The organism is Microcystis sp. M_QC_C_20170808_M3Col, assembly GCF_007095505.1.
In the GTDB taxonomy this organism is placed as follows: Bacteria; Cyanobacteriota; Cyanobacteriia; order Cyanobacteriales; family Microcystaceae; genus Microcystis.
This window is the reverse complement of the sequence record NZ_SFBY01000373.1, coordinates 1-24368: the sequence shown is the minus strand read 5'-3', so window position 1 is coordinate 24368 and position 24368 is coordinate 1. Positions and strand designations below refer to the sequence as shown.

Here is a 24368-nt window from a genome sequence, read left to right as displayed (position 1 = left end):
AAAAAAATACAGAAAAAAAATGACAAATCATCTCTTTGATTTAACAGGTAAAGTTGCAATTATCACGGGCGCTGCCCGAGGAATTGGTCGGGTATTAGCGCAAGGGTTAGCACAAGCTGGAGCTAAGGTGGTAATTGGTGATATTAATCAAGTTGGTGCTGAACAAACGGTTCAACTCATTCAAGAAGCAGGCGGCGAAGCCATGGCAATTCACACCGATGTTCGTCAACGTCCAGCTTGTCAGAATTTAATTGAACAGGCCGTTGCTCATTATGGTCAACTCGATATTATGGTTTGTAATGCAGGGGTTGAAATTCTCAAAAACACTCACGAATTAGAGGAATTGGAATGGGATGAGGTCATTAATGTTGACTTAAAAGGTTATTTTAATTGCGCTCAACTCGCAACCAAACAAATGCTGCAACAAGGTACAGGAGGTTCAATTATTATGAATTCTTCTATCTGTGCTTTCGTTGCTGTTCCCAAATCTTCAGGAGCATATAGCGCCGCAAAAGGCGGTGTCAATCAATTGGTAAAATCCCTAGCGGTCGAATTAGCTAGTAACAAAATTCGAGTCAATGCTTTTGCACCAGGGTATATGAATAATATGATAGAAGGAACAGAAGGTTTACGTTCAACTGGGGATGAAATGGACGAATTATATACTAGAATTCCCATGAAACGAACCGGAGATTTACAAGAGTTAATTGGTCCCGTCGTATTTTTAGCCTCCGAAGCTTCCTCTTATGTAACCGGAGCAATTTTAATGGTAGATGGAGGTTATACCGCTATTTAGCATCAATAATTAAACAATTTTTAGGTTGATTTGTATCCATCAAACCAACCTAAAATCACTAGATTAAAACCTATTTAACCCAGGGTAAAAATGAATCATAACTCTCAAGACAAACAAAAATTACTCAAGCTGTTACTACAAAAAAAAGGAATCGGTGTCAAAACAAATACGATACCGCCTAGAGATAAATCTCAACTTGTACCGCTTTCTTTTTCTCAAGAAAGACTTTGGTTTTTGTACCAATTGGAAGCTCAAGGCTATACCTATAATATGCCGTTTCGCTTTCAAATTGATGGCAATTTAGATATTGATATCTTTAGGAAAGCTTTGGAAACTATTATGCAACGTCATGAATTGTTGCGAACTTGTTTTCAAGAAGTTGACGAAATTTGCCGACAAATTATTAACCCGAAAATTCAGTTAAATTTGCCTTTATTGGATTTACTACAAGAACTTTCTCATCTATATGAAGCTTTTTTACAAAAACAATCTAATCCTTTACCAAATTTCCCTATTCAATACGGTGATTTTGCCGTTAGGCAAAGACAACAGTTATTTTGAATATTTTATAAAAGTGGGTTTTTAACACAATAAATGTCGATTTTATTACACCCCTAAATTCAAAAAATCCAGATCATGAATTCCACGAGGTCAATCTTATGTTTAATCTAAGACATCAATTATATTTATTGATTTCAAAATTTTTAGAAGAACAAGAACGAATCGAAAAACGTAAACAACTTTCCGACAATGCCACATTTCACAGTTCCGTCAAATTTATCGGAAACTGTGAAAATTATAGGGGAGATAAAAGTTTAATTCAAATTGAAGAAAATACAGTAATTATCGGAGAATTAGTTATATTTCCTTATGGTGGAAAAATAGAAATTGGTAAAAATTGTTATATTGGTGAAGGAACTCGAATTAGATCAGCCAATTCTATCAAAATTGGCAACGAAGTTATAATTTCCGATGATGTCAATATTTATGATACCGATGCTCATTCATTAAATTATGTCTTAAGACATAAAGAATTTGTGGAAGTCGTCATTTTCAATAATCTGATTAAGGATGCTAAGGATGTTGATATACAATCTGCACCCGTGGTGATATAAGATCATGTTTGGATTGGATTTAATCTGGCAATTCTTAAAGGAGTTACGATGGGGAAAGGAGCAATTATTGGAGCGGTTTCTGTTGTAACAAAAGATGTAGAACCTTTTACTGTAGTTGCTGGGAATCCTGCCAAAATTATCAAACGATTATGAATCTGATCCAATTCGCTTAATATTCATTCCTGATCTGTAGAAAATCCAGAAAATAGTCGTAATAAAATTTGTGATAATAATGGAGATTTTTATGGTATGCTGAATGAATGTCTAACTTAAGAGATAGACATTCAAAGTTCTAATGTCCCCATTTTAGCGCAAGGAGAATCCTATGAGTGTTGCCGAAAAAACCTCAGATAGTATAAATCTCAAAGAAGATGTTCAAACTTTCAATCAATCTCTTCAAGAATTTTTAAGATTTATTCAAGCTTATTGGTATCCTAAAGAACACCATGATAGAGCTTTTTCACAGATTATTCGTTCCTGGGGAATGCTAGTTTTATTGTTTTTGTTATTAGTGGGAGTAGTGGGTCTTAATGCGTTTAATAGTTTTGTTTTTAGAGACTTAATTACCTTCACGGAAGCTAAGGATGCAGAAAAATTAACCTATTTTGTCATCATTTATGGGATTACCCTAGGCAGTATGACGTTTTTCGGAGGATTGTCTAAGTTTCTTAAAAAACTAATTGCGCTGGATTGGTATCAATGGATCAATAGTAGTATCTTGCAAAAATATTTTGAAAATCGGGCTTATTATCGAATCAATTTTAAAGGAGATATTGAAAATCCAGATCAACGTTTATCCCAAGAAATTCAACCCATCACCAGAACAACGATGGACTTTTTAACAACCTGCGTCGAAAAACTCATGGAGATGCTGGTTTTTATTGTCATCCTTTGGTCAATTTCTAGAACCATTTCTATAGTGCTTCTGGTTTATACGATTATTGGAAATATTCTTGCTGCCTATATTATTCAACAATTAAATAAAATCAATAAACAACAATTAGACGTGGAAGGAACCTATAAATACGCCATTACTCATGTTCGTACTCACGCTGAATCAATTGCATTTTTTAGAGGGGAAGAAAAAGAGTTAAATATTATTCAAAGGAAGTTCAATCAGGTGATTAAAATCATTATTGAAAGAATTAATTGGGAAAGAACCCAGGAATTTTTTAACCGTGGCTATGAATCCATTGTTCAAATCTTCCCCTTCTTAATTGTTTCCCCATTATATATTAGTGGTAGAATTGAGTTTGGACAAGTTAATCAAGCCAGCTATTGTTGCTATTTCTTTTCCACAGCTTTATCCGTGTTAGTGGATGAATTTGGACGCTCCGGTGAGTTTATTAATTATATTGAACGTTTAGAAGATTTTTCCCAAGCTTTAGATACTGTAAGCGAACAAACCAACCAGGTTAATACCATTAAAGTCATTGAAGATAACAATCTAACTTTTGAGGATGTCACCTTACAAACTCCCGATGCTGCTAAAGTGATTGTCGAACATTTATCCCTGTCCGTTGAACCAGGGGAAGGTTTATTAATTGTTGGTCCAAGTGGTCGAGGAAAAAGTTCTCTTTTACGCGCTATTTCTGGGTTATGGAATACAGGTACAGGTCATTTGGTGCGACCTCCCCTCGACGATTTATTATTTTTACCCCAACGTCCTTATATCATTTTAGGAAACTTGCGTGAACAGCTAATTTATCCCCAAACGACAACGGAGATGAGTGAATCCCAATTAAAAGAAATATTACAAGAAGTTAACCTGCAAGATGTTCTTAATCGCATCAAAAATTTTGATGAGGAAGTGGATTGGGAAAATATTTTATCTTTAGGAGAACAACAACGTCTAGCCTTTGCGCGACTGTTCGTTAATCAGCCAGATTTTGTGATTTTAGATGAAGCCACCAGTGCTTTAGATTTAAAAAATGAAGATCATTTATATAAACAGTTACAACAAACTGGAAAGACCTTTATTAGTGTCGGACATCGAGAAAGTTTGTTTAACTACCATCAAAAGGTTTTGGAACTTTCCGAGGATTCTACTTGGCGATTAATGAGAATGGAAGACTATCATCCATCAGCAGCGATTGCCACTCATTCTAACAATGCCAAAACCGTTGATGAAACCATAGAAATTGTCTCTGAAATTAACAATCAAGACAATTTTACCCATCAAGAAATGCAAAAACTGACCAACTATAGCTTAAGTACCATCAAAAATAAAGCCAGTCGAGGTCAAACGATTATTGGCAATGATGGCATGAGCTATCGTTATGACAAAACCCTTGATATTGCCAAATGGGTGAGAGTTTAGCTTCTCAGGGAGCTTCGATCGAACTTAAAAAGGCATCTTGCCGCAGTTCGGGAACCTTCAAAGAAGATTCTCGACCCATTACATTGTTCGCCAATTCCGAGTTAAATTGGCGGATTAAAAGCCACCTGGACTTAAATAACTGGGATTTTCCTGTAGGGAAGTATCGAAGGGATTGGGTAAATCTTGGGTGCGAATTAAGGGGCCAGACTGTTGCTGTTGCATGACATCATAGTATAAAGTTTCGGTCAATTTGGCATCCCGGGTAATCATATTATCGAAATAGGAACCTTCGGGAAAAGTACGCCAACCAAAAAGAGAGTTTAACTGTCCTAAAATGTTGGTGTAGTCGTAGAAACGACCCGTATTGTTATTAACAGCGCGGTTAAACAAACCGGGGATATTATTAAATCCCACCGCCGTATCGGGAGAGGGGACAAGTTGCAATTGTTGGATTTTTACCGGTGGGGGATTGGTGGCGGGTGGATTTTGGGCGATCGCACTAGGCGGACTCAACCAGACTAAACCGGTTAAACAAAACAGAGAAGGAAGTAAAAATTGAGCGCGCATGGGTAAAAATCTCCTCACAGGGATAGGGTTAATTAAAAAATCCCGTCAATGGGACAAGAAAGAAATCAATACTAGCGATCGAGTCAATATATAATGACTTTTGGCTCAATTGTAACCGAAATTTTGGAGTCAGTTAGGCTCCCAATCCTGAAAATATGGCTAATTCCTCGGTAGCGACTCTCGATACTGCTTCCCTGCGTCAATTTCTCCTCGATGCTCTTGTCCGTCTTGCCTATCGAGAGGGGGACTTCACCCTGTCTTCAGGACAAAAAAGCCGCTACTATATCAACGGTAAACAAGTTACCCTCACTGCGGAGGGAGCTTTAGCCGTGGGGCGTTTATTGCTGTCTCTACTGCCTCTAGATACCCAAGCGGTGGCAGGATTAACCCTAGGGGCGGATCCGATTGTCAGCGCGGTTAGTGTGGTATCTGCCTACGAAAATCGCCCGATTCCAGCTTTAATCGTCCGCAAAGAGGCAAAAGGTCACGGGACTATGGCTTATATCGAGGGGCCGACTTTAAACCCCGGTGCTGCGGTGGTTGTCCTCGAAGATGTGGTGACAACCGGGAAAAGTGCCATGGTAGCGGTAGAAAGATTACGGGATGCGGGTTATCAAGTAGATTTAATCATTGCTTTGGTGGATAGAGAGCAAGGAGGGGCGGAATTTTACCAATCTCAGGGAATAAAGTTTCAAGCTTTGTTTTCAATTCGGGATCTACAGGCGGCCTATCAGAAAAAATAGCGGCGATTGGCAAGAAACGCTCGATAACTGGATTTTAAAAGTCGGTAAAACTTATCGCACAAGGGACCGGAGAGCGGCTTTAACTGTCTAAACGGTAACTTATCTACACTTTTTTCCTGTGAATAATTGGTCACTAGCCGAGGTTTTCGGCGCTAAGAAACAGATGAGAACATTGATAGATTCAGAGTCTAACTATTGACTAATAGCTATTCTCGGCGGGGGAATCAAGATTGCTAGACTCTCTTGGCTGCTAATGAGTTGAAGCCTTTGTCACTTTACTGATAACCCTCAGACCGACTAACTGTATACTAGGCTATAAGATTTGCTTAAAAATCTTCAGACCATGCCGAACTATCGACAGTACAGCGATCGCCAAATATGAATCAAGGCATAGATTTACAAGAAAGTTTCATTAAATCCCTAACAGACTTGGGATTAAGTGGAGGACTGGCTAAAGCGATTTGGATGCCTTTACCCATGTTCCTGATGATTATAGCCGCCACAGTGGGGGTTTTAGTCTGCGTCTGGTTAGAAAGGAAAATTTCCGCCGCCGTCCAACAGCGTATCGGACCGGAATACGCAGGCCCCTTGGGCGTTTTACAACCGGTCGCCGACGGTCTGAAATTAGTCTTTAAAGAAGATGTCGTCCCCGCTAAGGCTGACCCTTGGTTATTCCTCTTTGGGCCAATTTTGGTGGTGATGCCGGTGTTTGTCTCCTATCTCATCGTCCCCTTCGGTCAAAATCTGGTGATTACCGACCTAAACGTGGGTATCTTTTTATGGATTTCCTTATCCAGTATTGCCCCCATTGGCTTATTAATGGCGGGTTATGCCTCGAATAATAAGTATTCCTTGCTGGGAGGCCTGCGGGCGGCGGCGCAATCGATTAGTTATGAAATTCCCTTGGCTTTATCGGTATTAGCGATCGTGATGATGTCTAATAGTCTCAGTACCATTGATATTGTCGAACAACAATCCGGTTATGGCATTTTAGGCTGGAATATCTGGCGCCAACCGGTGGGGTTTCTGATTTTCTGGATTGCCGCTTTAGCTGAGTGTGAACGTCTGCCTTTCGATTTACCGGAAGCGGAGGAGGAATTGGTCGCCGGTTATCAAACCGAATACGCGGGGATGAAATTCGCTCTTTTTTATGTGGGTTCCTACGTTAACCTCGTGCTATCGGCCCTAGTTTTCGCCGTCCTCTATCTTGGTGGTTGGGAATTTCCTATCCCCGTCAATGCTTTGGCCGGCTGGTTGGGAGTTAGTGAAACCAATCCTTGGCTACAAATTATCACCGCTTCCCTAGGGATTACGATGACAGTATTAAAAGCCTATTTTCTCATCTTCATCGCTATTCTCTTGCGTTGGACCGTACCCCGGGTTCGCATTGACCAATTACTCGATTTAGGCTGGAAATTCCTCCTACCGGTATCTTTAGTTAACCTACTACTTACCGCCGCCCTAAAACTAGCTTTTCCCTTTGCTTTTGGCGGTTAATTTCCGTTTTTGCCCTGTTAACCCACTATACCTCTGACCATCATGTTTAACATCCTCAAACAAGTCAGCGATTACGCCAAAGGTAGCATTCAAGCGGCGAAATACATCGGCGAAGGTTTATCCGTTACCTTTGATCATATGCGTCGTCGTCCGATTACCGTCCAATATCCCTACGAAAAGTTAATTCCCTCGGAACGTTATCGGGGTAGAATTCACTTTGAGTTCGATAAATGTATCGCTTGTGAAGTTTGTGTGCGAGTTTGTCCGATTAATTTACCAGTAGTAGATTGGACTTTTAACAAGGAAATTAAAAAGAAAGAACTCAAACACTACAGTATCGATTTTGGGGTCTGTATTTTCTGCGGCAATTGTGTGGAATACTGTCCGACTAATTGTTTGTCCATGACCGAAGAATACGAACTAGCGACCTATGATCGTCATGAATTAAACTATGATAACGTCGCCCTAGGCCGTTTACCCTACAAAGTCACCCAAGACCCGATGGTGACACCTCTGAGGGAATTAGGTTATCTACCTAAAGGTGTCATCGAACCCCACGATTTACCCGCCGGTAGTCAACGCGCCGGTAAACGTCCAGAAGAAATTACCGATTAATTAGCAGTTAGGGGACAGGAGACAGGAGTTGGAAACTTAACAGTAATAACTGATAACTGATAACTAATAATTAATAACTCTCAAACATAAAAGGAGATGGAACTACTGTGAATTTAGCCGAGGGCGTTCAAATAGTATCTTTTGGCATTTTAGCGGCCCTGGTAATCGGGACAGCTTTAGGCGTGGTACTATTATCTAATATCGTTTATTCCGCCTTTTTATTGGGCGGTGTTTTTATCAGCATTTCGGGTTTATATCTCTTACTAAATGCTGACTTTGTAGCGGCGGCACAAATTCTAATTTATGTGGGCGCAATTAACGTTTTAATTCTCTTTGCCATTATGCTTGTTAACAAGCAAGAGGACTTTTCTGATATTCCTAAACGTTGGATTCGTCGGGCATCTACTGCTTTAGTTTGTGTGGGTTTATTTGTACTGTTATCGACCATGGTTTTAATCACGCCTTGGTCAATTTCTAGCACTTCTCCCGCAGTAGTGACTAATACTTTAGTAGAAATCGGTAAGCATTTCTTTAGTGATTTCCTGCTACCCTTTGAATTAGCTTCCGTGCTATTATTAATGGCCATGGTCGGAGCAATTATTTTAGCTCGTCGTGACCTTATCCCCACCCTGAAAGCTGAAGAACCTACGGCCACAGCCTTAACATTACCCGAACGACCTAGAGAATTAACCGCCCCTAAATAAGACCAAAGAAAGAGGTATCATGCAGATTCAGTTAGAGTATTATTTGTTATTAGCGGCGGCTTTGTTTTGTATCGGAATTTACGGTTTAGTCACCAGTCGCAATGCTGTCCGGGTTTTAATGTCGATCGAATTGATGCTCAATTCCGTTAACATTAACTTAATGGGTTTTTCCAACTATCTTGACCCCGCTAATATCAGAGGCCAAATTTTTACTATTTTCGTGATTACCGTAGCGGCAGCCGAGGCAGCCGTGGGTTTAGCGATTATCCTGACTATCTATCGTAACCGCGACACGATCGATATGGAACAGTTTAATCTGCTCAAATGGTAAGCTTTTAAATATTTACCCCCCCTCTCCCTTTTTTGGGGAGAGTTTTTTTTGGCTAATTTTCCCTGTTAACGGGGATAAATCTCGGTGACAACTCGATCGGGGGAACTACTACTAACAACAATGTTATTATCTTCTAAAGTGCCGATCGCTTTATCGCCGGTGAGATTAAATTTTGGTTCCTGTTGTTCATAGATAATATTCCCCTCGGCCTCGACAATTTTTTCCGACATTTTCCAAGTTAAGATCTGACTATACAATTGCGCTCCAGTTTTCTGATTAATTCCCTTAACCCCATCCTTGAGATAAGCGATACGATTGCCTAATTCCACCACCACACGATTACCGGTAATAGTGATTTGATCTTGATATTGAAAAATTTCCGTGGGGCGATCGGAAGTTAGGGTACGATTTTGATAGTTCCAAATTGCCTGAGAACCAGAAATCTGTAAAGGTGGTTCTAAAGAGCGATATTCGAGGTTTTCTTGGAGGATAACCTGATTATTTTTTCTTTCCCAACGACCGCCGATAGCAGTCAGGCGATCAATAATAGTTTTACTAATATAGCGATCAAAAGCGACTTTTTGATCGGTACTAATGACCTGTTGCGGAATTTCCCAGTACAGGCGCTCGGTTTGCAGAACGACACGGGATTCCTTGGCGGTAGCCACCACTTGACCTTGTAATTCTAGTTTTTCTTGGCGCGTGTCGTAGCGTCCTTGGCGCGCCTTGGCTTCTAGTTGTAGATGACTACCTTTGATCCCTTTGGGGGAGATTAAAACACCTTCCTTGGGTAGCCAACGCAATTCCGGCGCGTTAATAATGGCCTTATTGCGGGGATCCACAGCCACAATATTATCTTTGAGGAGAATTTCCTGGCCTTCCTTGTAAACTTCACCGCGGTCGGCACTAACCTGTAAAACTACTTTCCCATCTTGATAGATATTGCCTTTGATATTTTCCAGACGGGCGATTTTTTGGTCTTGGGTGTAGGTAGCTTTTTTGACCTGAATTTTCCAGAGGGGTTGTCCCGAGGGGTTAGCCTGTTCTAAGGTGGCATTATTGAGAATTAAGCGGCCAGTTTCTTCAATTTTAGGCGATTCTGTCGGCGAAATTTTCGGCGGATCGGGAGGTTGACAGGCCGTTAATCCCAGCAAACCGATTAGAAGGGCAGCCCCGCGCCCAATTGATAATTTTAATTGTAACCGCTGCCTCAATTTCGATCGCTCCGCTGCTATTTTATTAGGGTTCGAGAATAGAGTCGCCTCCATCCCCTCCCATTCAGAACCGTACATGAGACTTTTACCTCATACGGATCCTCGTTTGACTGTTCCCTTGTTAAGGATACAGCCTGACATTCATTGGCTGTCTATATATCATTGTAGTTGACTCAAGGTCAAGTTAACTACGGATGATTCTAGGCTTCCATTGGCTGCTGTTTGATCACTGAAGACCCGACTAGGCAATTATTTCAGGCATTTCAGCCTTATTTCATGCCTAAACGTTTCGCACATCTTTAGTTATTTTATCTTGACCAAATTTCAATAGCCAGATCAGCTAGATAATTAGCTCGCTTTTCAATTTCTTCCTTATTCCAGACATTTTTGTCATAAAAGTATTTGTTCAAAGAAACATTACTGTCTTTCAACAAACTAACTTTATCTAAAAACTGTTTATTAGATAAGCCTGAATTGTCGGCCGTCAAAGTCAGATTACCTAAAGTATGTAGCCAAGTTTTATGTATTTGTTCGTGATTATCACCAAGCATATCTTGCCAGTGCGCTGTTAATTTCTGGGGCATTATATGCTCTATTGTCAGGTTCTTAGTATCAACCATCTCTTTGGTCATGCGGCGTTCTATGGTTTCCAGAATAAGCTTAACTCTATCATTTGTTTTGGCATTTTTACTATAGATGTCTTTTTTGATTAGTCCTTCACGAAATTCATCGTCTGATGGCCATGACTTTTCTCCTTTATAATCTCTCAGAACTTTTTTGAGATTAAACAGTGTATTATTAGAGTTAGTTTCTTTTTTTATGTCTTTATATAAATTTTCAAAAATTTTCCCTAAAATTCTTGTAGATTTATTAACAAAGGATCGTCGAACAAAGTATGATTCTAAACAATCAACAATTTGAAGGAAATCCTGAATAGATAAATGCTTGTCTTGAAAATCTTTATAGATATTGAGAAGAAAAATATGACCAGTACCAAAATCTAGGCGATTTAATCGACTAAATCTATCTTTTAGTTCCTCTTTGTTTTCACTTTCTTGGGGACAAACAAGACACTGATAATATTCAGCAAAGTTAATCAACTCATCTAGTTTATCTTTAATATTAAAATTATTGTTTTCCGCATTTTTGTCTAGGCGTTTTTTAATTTCTTTATAAACTTCTTTTTGACTAATTGATTCACCGTCTTTGCGAAGATAGAACCAAAAAGAATTAGTCAATAATTCAGCATATTTTTCCTCTTTTTTTATTGGCTCTGTAGTAGCTAGTCTTTTAAAAGATGCTTCAAGAGGTTGCCACTTTTGTTTGTATATATCTTCTCGTTGTTCACTAGGTAACTTCATAAAAACATAGTTACGGACTAAATCTGCTTGGGTAAGTTCTTGTCCTTTTGTATTGAGACTTTCAAAAATAAGATAAGGATTTTCTTCGCTATCAGAAGTAATATTGACTAAAATTAAACGCTCTAAAAGAATATTTTTGAAGAGTTTATGTTCTCCCTCTGCAAAATTCTTCTTTTTAAGACGTTCCTTAAAGTATTGATATGCCTTATATATTATTTTGTTATCAAATTCTCTGCTATTTTGGTTTTTGATGATACTTTTGTAAGCTTCACGATCATCTTGAGTTGGCAAGATTTTATAAAAATCATCATCTTTTTTAAACTTATTTATCAGATAGTATTCATATAATTCTTCCGCCAACTCTGTATGGTTTTTCTCTTGTAAATAATTTCGCAAAGCCGCTATGATGATGGCAAGAGTAGTAAGACGTTGTTGTCCATCTATTACGACATACGGAGATATACCTTCGGCTGTTCCAGGAATTGACTGGGTGACAATAGAACCAAGAAAATGAGGTTCTTGCTCCTTATCATAGAGACTCATTAGATCTTCCCATAAAGTCTCCCATTTTAACTTGTCCCAAGAATAAGGTCTTTGAAATAGAGGGATTTGAAATTGTTTAGTACCTTCAAGTAAATTACGAAGACTGGTTTCTGATGCTTTCATGATTTGATTTGCTCCTGCAATCGTTTTGTCTTTGCTAAAAGTGGCAAAAATTGTCTCAATTTGATTAGCCCATAAACGCCGAGCTTAGGGAACCGTCCGAAACCTTCCACGGCGAACTAAGGAAATCAACTAACTAAATAAAATCGCCCAGTTAACGGGAGAATGACCCCCACCGAGGCGGTTTATCCTCCTTCAAGGTGACATCTTTCACCCAGTTTAACTGATTTTCAATACTCCAATGCCCCTGAATTGCCTTCAAAAAGGCTTCCGCAGACAATCTTTCACTACTGATGAAATAAGTCTTCTCCTCAAAGTTCTTTCCCTCCCGTTTGCCTTGACGTTCCACTAGGACAAAGCTTTGTCAACCTTTCCATCCTGCTCATGGTTATATACTGAAACGATGCTGACTCACATCTTGCTCGCAAGTCTGTCCACCTTTTACCGTACACTTAATACTTTTTGCCCCAGTTGCCAGGATGGTCTGGTATTTGCTTTACTCGCTAGTTTTGCTGGGAAAAACTCCCGGTTGTACGGTGAGAGTTTGTTGTTTACCCCTGCGGTTAATCTCGATTTCCAGATTACCACCGATCGCACTGGTTTCTACACCTTGCTGCACATCGGAAGCGGTTTTAACGGGGTTTCCTGCCACAGTTTCGATGATATCACCCGCTTGCATTCCGGCTTTTTGGGCGGGGGAATTTTCCACCACTCGCAGGACGATTACCCCTTCATTTTGGTCAATATTAAAGTTTAATTCTTTAGTTTCGTTCAATTGCTGCCGTAATTCTGGGGTTAGCGTCACCATGTGGATACCGATGTAGGGATGTTCCGCTTTACCCTTGCTAGATAGCTGTCCCGCCACTTTTTGGGCGGTTTCGATGGGAATAGCAAACCCTAAACCCTGAGCATCGGCCCGAATTGCCGTATTAATGCCGATAACTTCCCCCTTGGCGTTCAGCAACGGGCCGCCGGAATTGCCGGGGTTAATAGCGGCATCGGTTTGAATAAAACGGACTCGTTTATCGGGAACCCCCACTTCGCTGCTAGTCCGGCCCAAGGCACTAATAATGCCCACCGTAACCGTATTATCTAAGCCTAGGGGATTGCCAATAGCGATCGCCCACTCCCCGGGGATTAAAGTTTCGGCCTTGCCAAAAGTCACCGTCGGTAAATTTTCCGCCTCGATTTTCACCAGGGCCACATCGGTCATATTGTCAACCCCCAGGACTTTACCCTGATAGGTTTGACCGTTTTTCAAAGTCACTTTTACTTGGGTTGTCCCTTCCACCACATGGGCATTAGTTAAAAGTAGTCCATCTGTACTGACTATAAACCCAGAACCGGTTCCCCGTTCCAAATGCTCCCTGGGAATCGGCACTTCATTACCAAAAAAGCGCCGAAAAAAGGGCTGTTTAAATTCTTCGGGAATTTGGTCGGCCACTTCCCGGGCCGAGTCAATCCGCACCACCGCCGGCCCGACTTTCTGCACGGCCTGGGCGATAAAATTAACATTGCCGTCGTTTTGGGGAATAACAGGGAGAGAGAGGGAAGCGGGGAGGATTGCCGGCGGTTTATTTACCTCTAGGGGCGCTTTTCTGCTTAAATACTGATTTCCTAGCACCCCCACAGTACCGCCTAGGGCGAGTAATCCCAGTGAAATCCCCAATCTTGTCAATAAACCCATAAGCTCTAGCCCTAAAATGTCGTGTGCGGTAGAATCGGCCCCAAACTTACCTATATTATAGGCTGTCTTTTTTGTCGGTAGGAAAGAATCAATGGGAACTTACCCCGTTTACCGGTCTTCTTTTAGCGGTAAAATCACGAAACAGCTTTGAGAATCTCAGTTCATGCAATTGTTTGATCGCATCCGTTTAGGGATAGCCGTAGCGGTGGCTAAAACCGTTACTGCTCTGGTTAAAGGACTCCGTTTAGGGGCTGCCAGCGTCTTGCCGGGGGAAATTGCCCGTCGTCTCCATCCCCGTTTGTTACCGCTACTCTGTGGGCAAGTCCGACGAGGGGTAATCTTGGTGGTTGGCACGAATGGAAAAACTACCACTTCCCTACTCCTAAGAACTATTCTAGAGCGTCAGGGGGCAAAAGTCACCCATAATACCACCGGGGCGAATTTAATTAATGGTTTAATCACTGCTTTATTAGCCGATGCCAATTTATTCGGCACTTTAAAGGCTGATTATGCCATTTTAGAAGTGGATGAAAATATTCTCCCTTTGGTTTTAAAAGATTGTCGTCCTCGCGCTATTTTAGCTCTAAATTTGTTTCGCGATCAACTCGATCGCTATGGGGAAGTAGATACAATTAGTCGCCGTTGGCAAGGAGCCATATCTCCCCTACCCACCAATACTTTAGTGATTCTCAATGCTGATGATCCGACCCTTTCCCATTTGGGTCAACAACTGCCCCAACGAGTTGTATATTTTGGCTTAAGTGAGCCAGAATTATATCTAGAAGAAATTCCCCACGCTGTCGATTCTATTTACTGTCCTAAATGTGGTGCTTCTTTGGATTATCGCGGGGTTTATCTCTCCCATTTAGGGGATTTTAGTTGTCCTAGTTGCGGCTTTAAAAAGAGTAGTCCTGCTTTTCATAGTCAGGATTGGCCGCAGATTTTAATCGGTGTTTATAATAAATATAATACTTTAGCGGCGGGTTTAGTAGCCCAGGAATTAGGGATTAAAGATCGAGAAATTTTTGAGACAGTTCAGGGTTTTAAAGCGGCTTTTGGTCGAGCAGAAGAATTAGAAATTGAGGGTAAAAAAGTTAGAATTTTACTGTCTAAAAATCCCGTGGGTATGAATGAAACAATTCGCGCAGTGGCTGATATTTTACAGAAAGAAAAGTCTTCTACTACTCTCTTAGTTCTCAATGATCGCATCCCCGACGGTACGGATGTTTCTTGGATTTGGGATGTGGATACGGAAAAATTAACCCGTTTGGGAACAACTTTAGTAGTGACAGGCGATCGACTTTATGACATGGCTTTACGCTTACAATATAGTCAGGATAGTCTCAGTTATCCAGTTAATTTAATTGTTGAATCCGAGCTAAAAAAAGCGATTCAAATTGCGATTAATAACACCAAAAATGAGGAAACTTTACATATTTTACCTACCTATTCTGCTATGTTAGAAGTACGAGAGATTCTCACGGGACGAAAGATTTTGTAGAAGTTAGAAAAGAGTGAAGATTGGTGTTAGGTGTTGGGGTGTTAGGGTGTTAGTTGAATTCCCCCATTTCCCCATTCCCCCATTTCCCCATTTCCCCATTTCCCCATTCCCCCATTCCCCCATTTCCCCATTTCCCCATTTCCCCATTCCCCCATTCCCCCTATCCCCCATCCCCTATCCCCCATTCCCTAATCCCCTAAAAAATTATGCAAGAACTAGAACTAAAAATCGGCTGGTTATATCCGACATTAATGAGTACCTACGGCGATCGAGGTAATGTTATTACTATCCAAAGAAGATGTCAATGGCGTGATATTGCTGTGACAATTATTCCCCTAGATGCTCAAACAGAAACCGAGACATTTTATCAAGTAGATATAATTGTTGGGGGTGGGGCGCAGGATCGGCAGCAGGAGATCGTTATGCGCGATTTACAAGGGGCAAAAGCAGCGGCGATGAAAGAACAATTATCGGCAGGAATACCTGGTGTTTTTACCTGTGGTTCCCCACAATTATTAGGCCATTATTACGAACCAGCTTTCGGTCAAAGAATCGAAGGATTAGGATTATTAGACCTAGTAAGTAAACATCCTGGACCGGATGCAAAACGCTGTATCGGTAACGTGGTTTTTGAAATTACGGCCTCTCCTTTAGCGGAGGAAATAAAAGCTATGACTGGGGAAAAACCGCTAGTAATTGGCTTTGAAAATCACGGGGGTCGTACCTATTTACAGACCGTTTCTCCCTTGGGAAAGGTGATTACCGGTTACGGCAATAACGGAGAGGACGGTTATGAAGGAGCATTTTACCACAATGCGATCGCTACCTATGCCCATGGTCCGCTACTACCCAAAAATCCCTTTTTAGCCGATTGGTTAATCCAAAAAGCTTTAGAACAAAAGTATCAAAAAGCCATTTTTTTAACAAAACTTGATGATTCTCTGGCCTTGAAGGCACGATTTGCCATGTTTGAACGACTAGAACTAACCGGCGTGACCAATAAAGCCTAAACTGGTCATATACACTTATGGCAGGAGATAGTCAAACTAGCCATTAAGAATTTTAATTGTGGCAGCTTATGAAATTATGACTGGAAAAATTATCGAGCGTCAAACGGCGGGGTTTCTCGTCCTCATCATTCCCCTAGCGGTGCTAATCATCCTTGTTTTTACCGCTTGGCCATTGATCCTACTTGTCTTCTTCTTAACTCTGGCAGTCAAGGTGTGGCAAGACTATCGCTGGTCAAAATTATCGACGGTGATTAACCCCTATTTCAATCAACTTTTACAGGACAATCAAGGTTGTCTCACCCCGATTGACCTATCGGCAAAAGCCAATCTCACGGCCAAATTAGCCAGACAATTTTTAGACAAAAAAGCTGAGGAATTTGGGGCGCAAAAAAAAGCTGTAGGCGATAAGGGTATGGCCTATTACTTTATCACCGCCAGTACCTTGGGTAGTATTTTTGATGAGAGTGACCCCTCTTTAGAAGAAATAGGGGAAAAACAAGTTCCTGCGATTACTGCCTCGAGATCACCCCTGACTAATTTAGAACAATCGCAGGAGGCTAAATCCCCCCTGATTGTCGCCGAGAAGAGCGAAAATTCTGTCCCGGAGGTTCCTGTTATTTCCTCCTCCCAACCTCTGACTAATTTAGGTAAATTATTTGAGGAAAAAGAGGAAGAAAAAACCGAAACGATCGCTGTTCAAGAAACGGTAATTCAAGAACCGGAGGAGATAATTAATCCTAGTTTGAACAGTCCTGACAGTTCTTTATCCCAATCAGAATCAGAAGTTAGGGAAGAATCTCTAACCACTGTATCTGAAACCATCTCATCGATGAGTTTGGCGGATTTGGCTAAACGTTTAGGAGTTACCCCAGCCGTTTTGGGTAGAAACAAGAAAAATAAATCCGAAACAGAATTTGCCGATTGGAGTCGCATCAGAGATCCCGATGGTATTGCTTGGAAATTTGACGCAAAAAACTCCTTATTTGTGGTCAGCTGATAGGGAATTTGTTTTGTTTTTTAGACAGGCTCAATGCCTGTCTTTTTTGGCTCTACGTCCGACTCCTGTTTCATCTACAAAATTGCCTTCAAACACCAAAATCTCTTCACCACCAGGATGTCCATGCAGCGGGAAAAAACCACCGGGATAGAATCGAGTCAGCATTGTCAATGGATGATCCTGGATTTCATGGTCAGACTCGAAACAGCCAAACCATAATGGTTCTTCCGAACTTACACTGTAGAAAATTCCTCAAGCTCCCTTTCAGAATTAGAAATGATGTCCGATGAAAATCTAAATCAGAAAATTAGGCAAGTTTTGGGAGTACAAGCAATGGCGGGAATGCTGAAGGATTTAACTTCGGAACAAATGGCAGAGTTTGACGCAGTGATCGCAAGTTTTAGACAAAAATATTAAATAGTCGTGGGTTATCTACTCGATACTAACATCGTCACAGCTATTCTCAAAGACAACTAAGTAGTTGTTGAGAAATTAAGTGAAGTAAGACTACAAGGAAATGATGTTTTTATAAGCTGTATTACCTATTTAGAAACTGAGGCTGGGTTATTAGCAGTTAAAGCAACGAATAAGTTAGCAAGATTTCAGGATTTGTGCCGCACTGATTTAAGAGTATTGTTATTAGATACAATGGAAATTGTCCATGAAGCTGCAGCAATTTCTGCTGATTTAAGGCGCAAAGGAACCCCAATACAAATGGCTGATATTCTCATTGCAGCAACAGCTATTAGCCATAATCTCATCCTCATTTCTGATGACTCAGATATGCTGAGAGTTCAGAGATTAACGGTAGAAAATTGGCTGCGATGATGTAGGGAGATAAGCTGTTCATCATTGTAATCAAACCAATCTTATCCTAGGTTGGGTTTCGTTCCTCAACCCAATCTACAGATTACTAAAAATTGTTGATAAGTAACAATTTTAGTTATTCCAAATTGTTGCAAAATCAATAAATCTTGATCGCCTGTAATTAAAAAATCAGCTTGACTATCTTTGGCTAAGGCTAAAAGGTAGTTATCTTTAGCGTCTCTACAGATATTAATTTTTGATTTAGTCTCAATACATAACCCAATTATGCTTAAAAGTTCAAGTAATTCTTGAACTTTACTTTGGGGAAAATGCTTTTGTAATTTTGGTCTTTTGGTAACAAGGTTAATTTCATTAAGTAGCTGTGGAGAAAAAATCGGCACAAGAGTTTTTTCAATCAGTAGATATTTTAAACTGGCTAACTGTTTACCAATAAGAAAGCTAATCCAAAGGTTAGTATCAATAATAACTTTAATCGGTGGCTTGTTGTCCATAAATTTTAGCCCTAACTTCCTCCACTTCTTCGGTAATTGTCTCCAGGGAAAGCTCATCAGTTTTAAAGGTTTCTAAAAGTTGGGTTAGTTTTTGATTTAAAGTTTCTTTTTCGAGTTCTTTACTGAGTTGTATTTTGTCACTTTCTGGGAGTTGTTTAACCAAATCTAAAATCTGGTCAAAGTTTAAGGTTAGTTGGTAAGTTTTTTGGTTCATTTTCTCAAATTATTGTTTATTGATAAAGCGAGGTATTAGGTATCAAGTTCCTGAAAAGCTGATGTTTATAGGAGCAAAACCACTAAAATTAGACTTGACAAAAAACCTGAGATCGTTATATTCTACAGGTTAAAAGCTTTGAGAGAAGGATAACCAACCCCCACGCCCCACGCACCAATTATATCATTCATTCTACCTGAATATCAAACAGGAACTAGAAGCCTGTTACTAGGGAGAGATTGCTACGGGGGGATATTGATTGAGAGATCAAGGTTAACTCTGGTATCATACCATATAAAGCTTTTGTCGGGTGCGTTAGTAATAGCGTAACGCACCAATTTTCTTAAGATGGTGCGTTACGGCGCGATCATAGTTTAATTATGGCTCTTCGTTACTTGGTATGGTTCGATAGGGGGGCATAAATCGACTAAATCCTTATCTGGCAAGAGATTTAATCCATTAGTTCGCTCTAGATCAAAAATAATTGACAAAAATCGCCAAATATCTTTCTATATAAGGGTTTCATCTCTTATAATCCTGTCCGTTGCATAAGACAAACCGAAGAGCCTTAATTATTAACAAATTTCCTTTAAATACGCGCAAACACGCACCCTACAAACCACAGATTACTACCTCAATTTTTTCAAAAAAATCGACCCGCCGCTAGGCGGGAAAAAGAGAAAAATTGAAAAAAGTAAAAAAGGGTAAAAAAGGGTAAAAAGAGAATAAGGGTTACAGAGTCCTCCCAGCACCGCACACCACCCGAAAACCGAGGAAGAAGCTGAAGTAGTCGCGGCGGAAGTAGTAGAAGCGGAAAGCGGAACGGCAGAAATTCGGATTGAGGTACCAAGAACCGCCCCGCAGTATTTGATAATCATTATCATTTGTCAGCCAAGCACTGCCATCCTTTGGCGCTCCGATATAGTTATCGTGCCAATTGTCCTCGCACCACTCCCAAACATTGCCACTCATGTCATACAGTCCCCAAGCATTAGGCCTTTTCTGGCCCACAGGATGAGTTTTATCCTGAGAATTTCCGTTATGCCAAGCGTAATCTCCTAACTGATTGGCATCATCACCGAAATAATAGCGAGTGGTTGTCCCCGCACGACAGGCATATTCCCATTCCGCTTCCGTCGGTAGGCGATAGGTTTTTCCTGTTATTTGACTCAATTTTTGGCAAAAGGCTTGAGCATCATTCCAACTAACCTTTTCTACCGGATTTTGGGGATTGTTTTGAAACAGAGAGGGATTGTTTCCCATTACCGCTTCATATTGTGCCTGAGTCACCGGATATTTCCCGATCGCAAAACTGTTTATTTTAACTGGGTGTTGAGGCTTTTCATAACTTGTAGCATCGCGATCACTATCAGGAGAGCCCATGATAAATTGACCTGCTGGTAAGCCTACCATCTCCAGTGTTATTCCCTTGGATATTTTTTCGGTGAAGTTTGTCAGTGGAGTTGGCGCTACTTTAGGTAGGGGTGTAGATGTCACCGGAGCGTTACTTTTCCCTAAGTTACAATCCTTTGCGCGAGAGGAGAGAGCCCCCAGGAAGCCACCATTGAGACCGAACCGGAGCAGAAACATCTCAAGAAACGATAACTGCAAAGCCAGCGGGAATAAATGCGGCTCCAGACTGGTACCTATCTGCCTAGCAATAACCACAGCAACCACAACCATCAGTGAGTAAATACAATACATCGAATATAGCAAACTGAAACCGATCTCATCCTTAAGAGAACGCAAAAAGTCCCAGTTGACAAAAAGTTTAATACGCCGAATAAGCCGAATAAAACAATTAGGCTTATGCCAATTAACATCTGACGCTACCAAGATAACCACAAATACCCAATAAGTAAAAATACCAACCACATACCAAAACGCAAACCAAAACACAAACCAAAAAAAAGCCCACCCAAAAAGAAAAACCCACAACGGCCACAACGTTAATCCCACACTGATCGAGAAAATCGAGCAAAACAAACCCCAAAAAACCAAAATTGCCACGATACCAATCGGCGGAACAACGAAACGATAAAATAAAAATGGGAAGTGAGCTTTGGGGGCTGCATTATTAAACGTTAGGTTCCTGTAAGACAACCATTTTCCTCTTTTTCTCCAGCCGACGAGATCGCCGAAATTTTTCCAGACTTCTTGATGGAAATTTTCGAACAATCCCCCATTATACCCTCTCGTGCCACCGAGACTCTCATAGATTTCTTTCTGGACGCTGAAGCCAAACTTACCCTGACTGTAGTGTAGCCAGAGTTGGTCAATAGTTTGCAAATCTTCACAGGGGAAATTGTCAATATCCTCTGTCTTTAGCCATCCACGTTTGCTTTCCCTGCTGACAACCTGAAGCATGACTTTACGTGTTTCTTTGTCTGCTTCTTTCCAGTTTCCCGCTGCTAGGAGTTGCTGTAATCGAGAATAGTTAACACCCCTAGCACTTTTAAGCACAATATTAGTCATTGTTTTTACTCCTTTAAGTAGTTGGGTTGACGTTAAAAAAGTTGGTTGTGTTGGGTTTCGTGCCTCAACCCAACTACAGGATATTGAAGTAGGGTTTCTCCTTCAATAAACTCTTGCACTAAATAGAAAGAGTTTCCTTCCGAGAAGTAGTCATAAACAGGGGGAATTTGTTCGTGTTTTAATTCGTCTAATTTTTCTGCTTCTCTTTGAAATAATTCCTTAGACTTCTCCAGAGCCGAACCCTGCATTTGAGCGATAAATTTTTTAATAACCCGGGGTTTTTGATTAAAATTCAAGTCCTTAGCTTGATAAGTTCTCCCGAATGCACCTTGTCCTGAAACCCCGACAATGAGATAACGGCTATGAAAAGAATATGATTGGGTATTTTGGCTTAAATTTCCGCCACATCCTTGACAATAGCTATAATGAGTCGGATTTTGAGGATGGGAACATTCGGGATTGAGACAGTAGAGGATACTCATAAATCATCTGGAGGAACTTGATTAAGTACCTAAAAAAAATTGATGATATCATTAAGAGAAGATGAGAGGAAAGAGTGTAGGCTCCCTGAGTCGGTTACAAATCTGGTCAAAAAACCAAAATTAACAATCCGCCGTAACGCACCAATTATATCATTGATTCTACCTGAATATCAAACAGGAACTAGAAGCCTGTTCCACGGCAGTGGGAGCTAGGGGTTGCTAACAGGGGGAACAGTGATGACAAAGCGGATAACAGTTCCGATAACTGCTGTTGCCAAGATAGTGATTAATGCCCAAATTTGGGCTTTCTGGGAGCCTTTAATTTCTTTTAGATCACCTTGTAAGGTGTTGACTTCTCCCTGTAATACCTTGAGGTCTCCCTTGACTTCGGCCTCGAATCTGACTTGAACAATCTTGATGTCTGTGACATCTTTCTGGAGCGCGTCTAGCTTCTGATTGGTATCTTTAAGATTCTGATTAATCTGGTCTAGGATTTTTCCTAAATCGGTTTCGATGGTGGGGCCGCTCATGGGTTAGACTCCTGATTAATCGGTGCGCTCACCAATGATTGTAGATGGTAGAGTGCGTGTTTGCGGTTAGTAATTCGGTCAAAAAAATAAAATTAACAATCCACGCCCCAGGTACTAATTATATCACTAATTGTCCCTGAATATCAAACAGGAACTAGAAGCCTGTTCCACGGGAACTTTAAAAACCCACTTCCCACTCTCCTATACTTTTAAACAGGATTTAGTATCACTCCCTCATAATGACATTGTTGATTTTCGTTGAGGATGTTTATGGTGATAATTTTAGCACTCGTAGGCTTTGTTAGTCGAGCACCTAAGGACTATAAACTACATGGCATAGCAACTTTTTTCGGAAGTATCAAAGTGAGCAAGCGTAATTTTTTGGGCGAGGATAGAAGTTTTTTGCGGCAAAAAAACAGAACGTTGCCAGAAATATTCGCCAAAATATTGACGGTAGAGAGGACAACTGACTCGGCAAAATTTACCTTGTCGGTGAATCAGTCCGAGACTTTCTAGGTGAAAAGCTGCCATTAAATCAATTTCTATGTCTTTTTCTGCCATCACCACCTTAGCAAAGATAGCCGCTAAATTGCCTTTTAAGTATTGTAGATGCGAAAGTAACCGTTTAAGATGGTCTGCAAAAATATTACTTTCCTGCTCGATCGAAGTAGCTAAAATGGTTTCTAGGGTACAATTACCCCGAGCAATATGATAGCAAGCAAGACGAATTAAATAGGGATTACCCCCTAGAAATATCCGTAATTTTTCGTAGTCAAAATTCTGATCTAATCCCTGTCTTTGACTTAATTCTCGTACTTGTGCGCTGGTAAAATTAGGCAATTCGATCGGTAGGCCAAGACCAAAAGGAGATTGATAGGTATCTGAGGTTTTACCAAGCTCGTGTGCAGGGGAATAGGCGACAATTAAACGTAATTTTTGCCAGAGGGGTTTGTTTTTGCCTTCCTCGTGCCAGAGGTGCAGAATACTAAAAAATTCTTCCCTTAGCTGTGGATAGGATAAAAGATATTCAAGATCATCAAAGGCAATCACTAAAGGGCGATCGAGATGGGAGAGAATATGCTTTTCTAGATAGATTTTACAGTTAATTTTACCCCCTAAGAATTCATCCCAATCCTGTGGGAGATGATTTTCTAAATCTAACTGGCGACTAATACTAACACAAAGCCAACGCAGCCAGTGATTTAAATCTTGAAAAATTGAGCTTTCTGCTAACCGAAAACTGAAATAAAGCGTATGGTATTGCTGTTGTTGTGCATAATTAATAATTCTAGTCATCAGGGAAGTTTTTCCCATTTTTCTGGCCGCGTTAATCCGGATAAGACTACCCCCGCGCAATATCTCTTGATAACAAATCTGTTCTAGATTGTTTCTGTTGATATAAAAGGGGGAATCGAGGGGGACTTGTCCCTCTGGTAACTCAGGCAATAGTTGAGGATTAATAGTATCAGTTTCTGGCAAGTTAGGACGATAATAATCGCTATTTTCTAGAGTTAAACTAAAAGCTTGAAAACAATGTTTCAGGGTTTGTTTATCCACTCCCGATTCACAAGCAAATACCTTCATCAGAGTATCTACCCCTAAAAGAGTTTTCTCGCTGAGGACTTCTAGGGTGAAACGATGACCGCGATTATCCCGATATTCCGCTTCTTGTTTGGCAGTAAGTAATTTTTCTAGTCCCGTGGGGGTGAGGATAACCCCGCGTCTGCGGCGCTGTTTTTCTGGTTTTTCCATGATAGTTTTTCCTGAGAGGGGGACAAGCGAGCTAGAAGGTAGACAGAGCTAGATCTATAGCTCTTTGTCCTTTGATGTAATCCTTCAACGGATAGCGGCTAATTTGCATTAGCTCTTCTATATTTTTTGGGAACATTTGATGTAGCCAGAGCCAATGATAGAGATGTTGACCCACATAAAAACTGCTGTGCCTGCGCTGACCTTTATATCTTTTTTCAGGTCTTGTGACATATTTTTGGATTCCCATATCCTTAATTTTTTTACCTTGCAGTGTGGCACTTGTATACGCAATAGCTATAACAATTATCAGCTTTGATAGGTATTGCGTTGCTAATTGAGAACCTTCTAAGCTATAACCTCCAGACTTGAAATCTCGAAACATCTCCTCAATATCAAATCTTTTTTGATCGGCCATTATTGCCGTCTCTAAATCTCCCAAGTTAGTCAGAATATACCAAGGTTCTTTTGTACGAAA

General features: G+C 40.5%; 25 protein-coding genes and 2 pseudogenes. 15 read left to right on the top strand and 12 right to left on the bottom strand.

Annotated elements, in window-relative coordinates:
* The first annotated feature begins 19 nt into the window (after nucleotides 1-19).
* The 5 genes and pseudogenes from EWV84_RS17205 to EWV84_RS17190 all read left to right on the top strand — a co-directional run bounded on the left by EWV84_RS17205 (nucleotide 20) and on the right by EWV84_RS17190 (nucleotide 4231).
* Nucleotides 20-796 (top strand): SDR family NAD(P)-dependent oxidoreductase, encoded by a 777-nt coding sequence (locus EWV84_RS17205; protein WP_287078984.1) that lies wholly within the window; start codon nucleotides 20-22, stop codon nucleotides 794-796.
* Between the two features lie 90 nt (nucleotides 797-886).
* Nucleotides 887-1357, top strand: coding sequence for a condensation domain-containing protein (locus EWV84_RS17200; protein ID WP_286825440.1), 471 nt, complete (start codon nucleotides 887-889; stop codon nucleotides 1355-1357).
* 98 nt (nucleotides 1358-1455) lie between these two features.
* Nucleotides 1456-1911 (top strand): acyltransferase, encoded by a 456-nt coding sequence (locus EWV84_RS17195; RefSeq protein ID WP_287078982.1) that lies wholly within the window; start codon nucleotides 1456-1458, stop codon nucleotides 1909-1911.
* A gap of 6 nt (nucleotides 1912-1917) precedes the next feature.
* Nucleotides 1918-2064: pseudogene (locus EWV84_RS23150) on the top strand (acyltransferase); the annotation flags it as partial.
* 172 nt (nucleotides 2065-2236) lie between these two features.
* Nucleotides 2237-4231, top strand: coding sequence for an ABC transporter ATP-binding protein/permease (locus tag EWV84_RS17190; RefSeq protein ID WP_287078980.1), 1995 nt, complete (start codon nucleotides 2237-2239; stop codon nucleotides 4229-4231).
* Between the two features lie 114 nt (nucleotides 4232-4345).
* Here the strand turns inward: EWV84_RS17190 and EWV84_RS17185 are convergent, their stop codons facing one another.
* Nucleotides 4346-4798 carry a porin gene (locus tag EWV84_RS17185; RefSeq protein WP_287078979.1) on the bottom strand — a complete coding sequence of 151 codons (453 nt, stop codon included), beginning with the start codon at nucleotides 4796-4798 and terminating at the stop codon, nucleotides 4346-4348.
* A 155-nt stretch (nucleotides 4799-4953) separates the two neighbouring features.
* Here EWV84_RS17185 and pyrE point away from each other — a divergent pair, with 155 nt between their 5' ends.
* The 5 genes from pyrE (at nucleotide 4954) to nuoK (ending at nucleotide 8688) form a co-directional block, all read left to right on the top strand.
* Entirely contained in the window at nucleotides 4954-5541 is a 588-nt protein-coding gene (gene pyrE, locus EWV84_RS17180; protein ID WP_287078978.1) for an orotate phosphoribosyltransferase, read from the top strand.
* Between the two features lie 378 nt (nucleotides 5542-5919).
* Nucleotides 5920-7038, top strand: a complete 1119-nt coding sequence (gene nuoH / locus EWV84_RS17175; RefSeq protein ID WP_016514317.1) for an NADH-quinone oxidoreductase subunit NuoH — start codon at nucleotides 5920-5922, stop codon at nucleotides 7036-7038.
* Nucleotides 7039-7080: 42 nt separating this feature from the next.
* Nucleotides 7081-7653, top strand: coding sequence for an NAD(P)H-quinone oxidoreductase subunit I (gene ndhI / locus EWV84_RS17170; RefSeq protein ID WP_002733194.1), 573 nt, complete (start codon nucleotides 7081-7083; stop codon nucleotides 7651-7653).
* A gap of 107 nt (nucleotides 7654-7760) precedes the next feature.
* Nucleotides 7761-8357, top strand: coding sequence for an NADH-quinone oxidoreductase subunit J (locus EWV84_RS17165; RefSeq protein ID WP_002762100.1), 597 nt, complete (start codon nucleotides 7761-7763; stop codon nucleotides 8355-8357).
* A 25-nt stretch (nucleotides 8358-8382) separates the two neighbouring features.
* On the top strand, nucleotides 8383-8688 hold the full coding sequence (gene nuoK / locus EWV84_RS17160; RefSeq protein ID WP_197533180.1) for an NADH-quinone oxidoreductase subunit NuoK: 306 nt from the start codon (nucleotides 8383-8385) through the stop codon (nucleotides 8686-8688).
* Nucleotides 8689-8753: 65 nt separating this feature from the next.
* Here nuoK and lptC read toward each other — a convergent pair whose 3' ends face one another.
* The 3 genes from lptC to EWV84_RS17140 form a co-directional block, all read right to left on the bottom strand.
* Nucleotides 8754-9902 (bottom strand): LPS export ABC transporter periplasmic protein LptC, encoded by a 1149-nt coding sequence (gene lptC, locus EWV84_RS17155; RefSeq protein WP_287079003.1) that lies wholly within the window; start codon nucleotides 9900-9902, stop codon nucleotides 8754-8756.
* A gap of 308 nt (nucleotides 9903-10210) precedes the next feature.
* Nucleotides 10211-11929, bottom strand: coding sequence for a DUF262 domain-containing protein (locus EWV84_RS17150; RefSeq protein WP_287078975.1), 1719 nt, complete (start codon nucleotides 11927-11929; stop codon nucleotides 10211-10213).
* 493 nt (nucleotides 11930-12422) lie between these two features.
* The gene (locus EWV84_RS17140; RefSeq protein ID WP_287078974.1) at nucleotides 12423-13613 is read right to left on the bottom strand and encodes an HhoA/HhoB/HtrA family serine endopeptidase; all 1191 of its coding nucleotides are present in this window, start codon (nucleotides 13611-13613) and stop codon (nucleotides 12423-12425) included.
* Nucleotides 13614-13776: 163 nt separating this feature from the next.
* Between EWV84_RS17140 and EWV84_RS17135 the strand changes: the two genes are divergently transcribed.
* From EWV84_RS17135 to EWV84_RS17125, 3 genes are all read left to right on the top strand, one after another.
* The gene (locus EWV84_RS17135; protein WP_287078973.1) at nucleotides 13777-15114 is read left to right on the top strand and encodes a Mur ligase family protein; all 1338 of its coding nucleotides are present in this window, start codon (nucleotides 13777-13779) and stop codon (nucleotides 15112-15114) included.
* Between the two features lie 206 nt (nucleotides 15115-15320).
* A complete protein-coding gene (locus EWV84_RS17130; RefSeq protein WP_287078972.1) occupies nucleotides 15321-16124 on the top strand; it encodes a type 1 glutamine amidotransferase in 804 nt (267 codons plus the stop codon).
* Between the two features lie 76 nt (nucleotides 16125-16200).
* Nucleotides 16201-17121, top strand: a complete 921-nt coding sequence (locus EWV84_RS17125; protein ID WP_287710017.1) for a hypothetical protein — start codon at nucleotides 16201-16203, stop codon at nucleotides 17119-17121.
* Between the two features lie 30 nt (nucleotides 17122-17151).
* On the opposite strand, the gene EWV84_RS23145 is transcribed toward EWV84_RS17125, so the two are convergent.
* Entirely contained in the window at nucleotides 17152-17286 is a 135-nt protein-coding gene (locus tag EWV84_RS23145) for a cupin domain-containing protein (RefSeq protein WP_416361031.1), read from the bottom strand.
* A 111-nt stretch (nucleotides 17287-17397) separates the two neighbouring features.
* Here EWV84_RS23145 and EWV84_RS17115 point away from each other — a divergent pair, with 111 nt between their 5' ends.
* Together EWV84_RS17115 and EWV84_RS17110 are read left to right on the top strand one after the other, a co-directional pair.
* Nucleotides 17398-17538 (top strand): hypothetical protein, encoded by a 141-nt coding sequence (locus EWV84_RS17115; protein WP_287078969.1) that lies wholly within the window; start codon nucleotides 17398-17400, stop codon nucleotides 17536-17538.
* Between the two features lie 108 nt (nucleotides 17539-17646).
* Nucleotides 17647-17949 (top strand): annotated as a pseudogene (locus EWV84_RS17110) (PIN domain-containing protein); the annotation flags it as partial.
* Nucleotides 17950-18014: 65 nt separating this feature from the next.
* On the opposite strand, the gene EWV84_RS17105 reads toward EWV84_RS17110, so the two are convergent.
* The 7 genes from EWV84_RS17105 to EWV84_RS17075 form a co-directional block, all read right to left on the bottom strand.
* Nucleotides 18015-18440 carry a putative toxin-antitoxin system toxin component, PIN family gene (locus tag EWV84_RS17105; RefSeq protein WP_158201804.1) on the bottom strand — a complete coding sequence of 142 codons (426 nt, stop codon included), beginning with the start codon at nucleotides 18438-18440 and terminating at the stop codon, nucleotides 18015-18017.
* Nucleotides 18418-18654 (bottom strand): type II toxin-antitoxin system VapB15 family antitoxin, encoded by a 237-nt coding sequence (vap15, locus tag EWV84_RS17100; RefSeq protein WP_287078968.1) that lies wholly within the window; start codon nucleotides 18652-18654, stop codon nucleotides 18418-18420. Before vap15 ends, EWV84_RS17105 begins: the two co-directional genes overlap by 23 nt.
* 732 nt (nucleotides 18655-19386) lie before the next feature.
* The gene (locus EWV84_RS17095; RefSeq protein WP_287078967.1) at nucleotides 19387-21129 is read right to left on the bottom strand and encodes an SUMF1/EgtB/PvdO family nonheme iron enzyme; all 1743 of its coding nucleotides are present in this window, start codon (nucleotides 21127-21129) and stop codon (nucleotides 19387-19389) included.
* Between the two features lie 32 nt (nucleotides 21130-21161).
* Nucleotides 21162-21611 carry a 4-Cys prefix domain-containing protein gene (locus tag EWV84_RS17090; RefSeq protein ID WP_287078966.1) on the bottom strand — a complete coding sequence of 150 codons (450 nt, stop codon included), beginning with the start codon at nucleotides 21609-21611 and terminating at the stop codon, nucleotides 21162-21164.
* A 209-nt stretch (nucleotides 21612-21820) separates the two neighbouring features.
* Nucleotides 21821-22141, bottom strand: coding sequence for a hypothetical protein (locus EWV84_RS17085; RefSeq protein WP_287078965.1), 321 nt, complete (start codon nucleotides 22139-22141; stop codon nucleotides 21821-21823).
* A gap of 327 nt (nucleotides 22142-22468) precedes the next feature.
* Nucleotides 22469-23893: an AAA-like domain-containing protein gene (locus tag EWV84_RS17080; RefSeq protein ID WP_287078964.1), complete on the bottom strand. Its 1425-nt coding sequence runs from the start codon at nucleotides 23891-23893 to the stop codon at nucleotides 22469-22471.
* A 31-nt stretch (nucleotides 23894-23924) separates the two neighbouring features.
* The coding region (locus EWV84_RS17075; protein ID WP_502705766.1) for a transposase family protein at nucleotides 23925-24368 on the bottom strand (444 nt) is incomplete at its 5' end.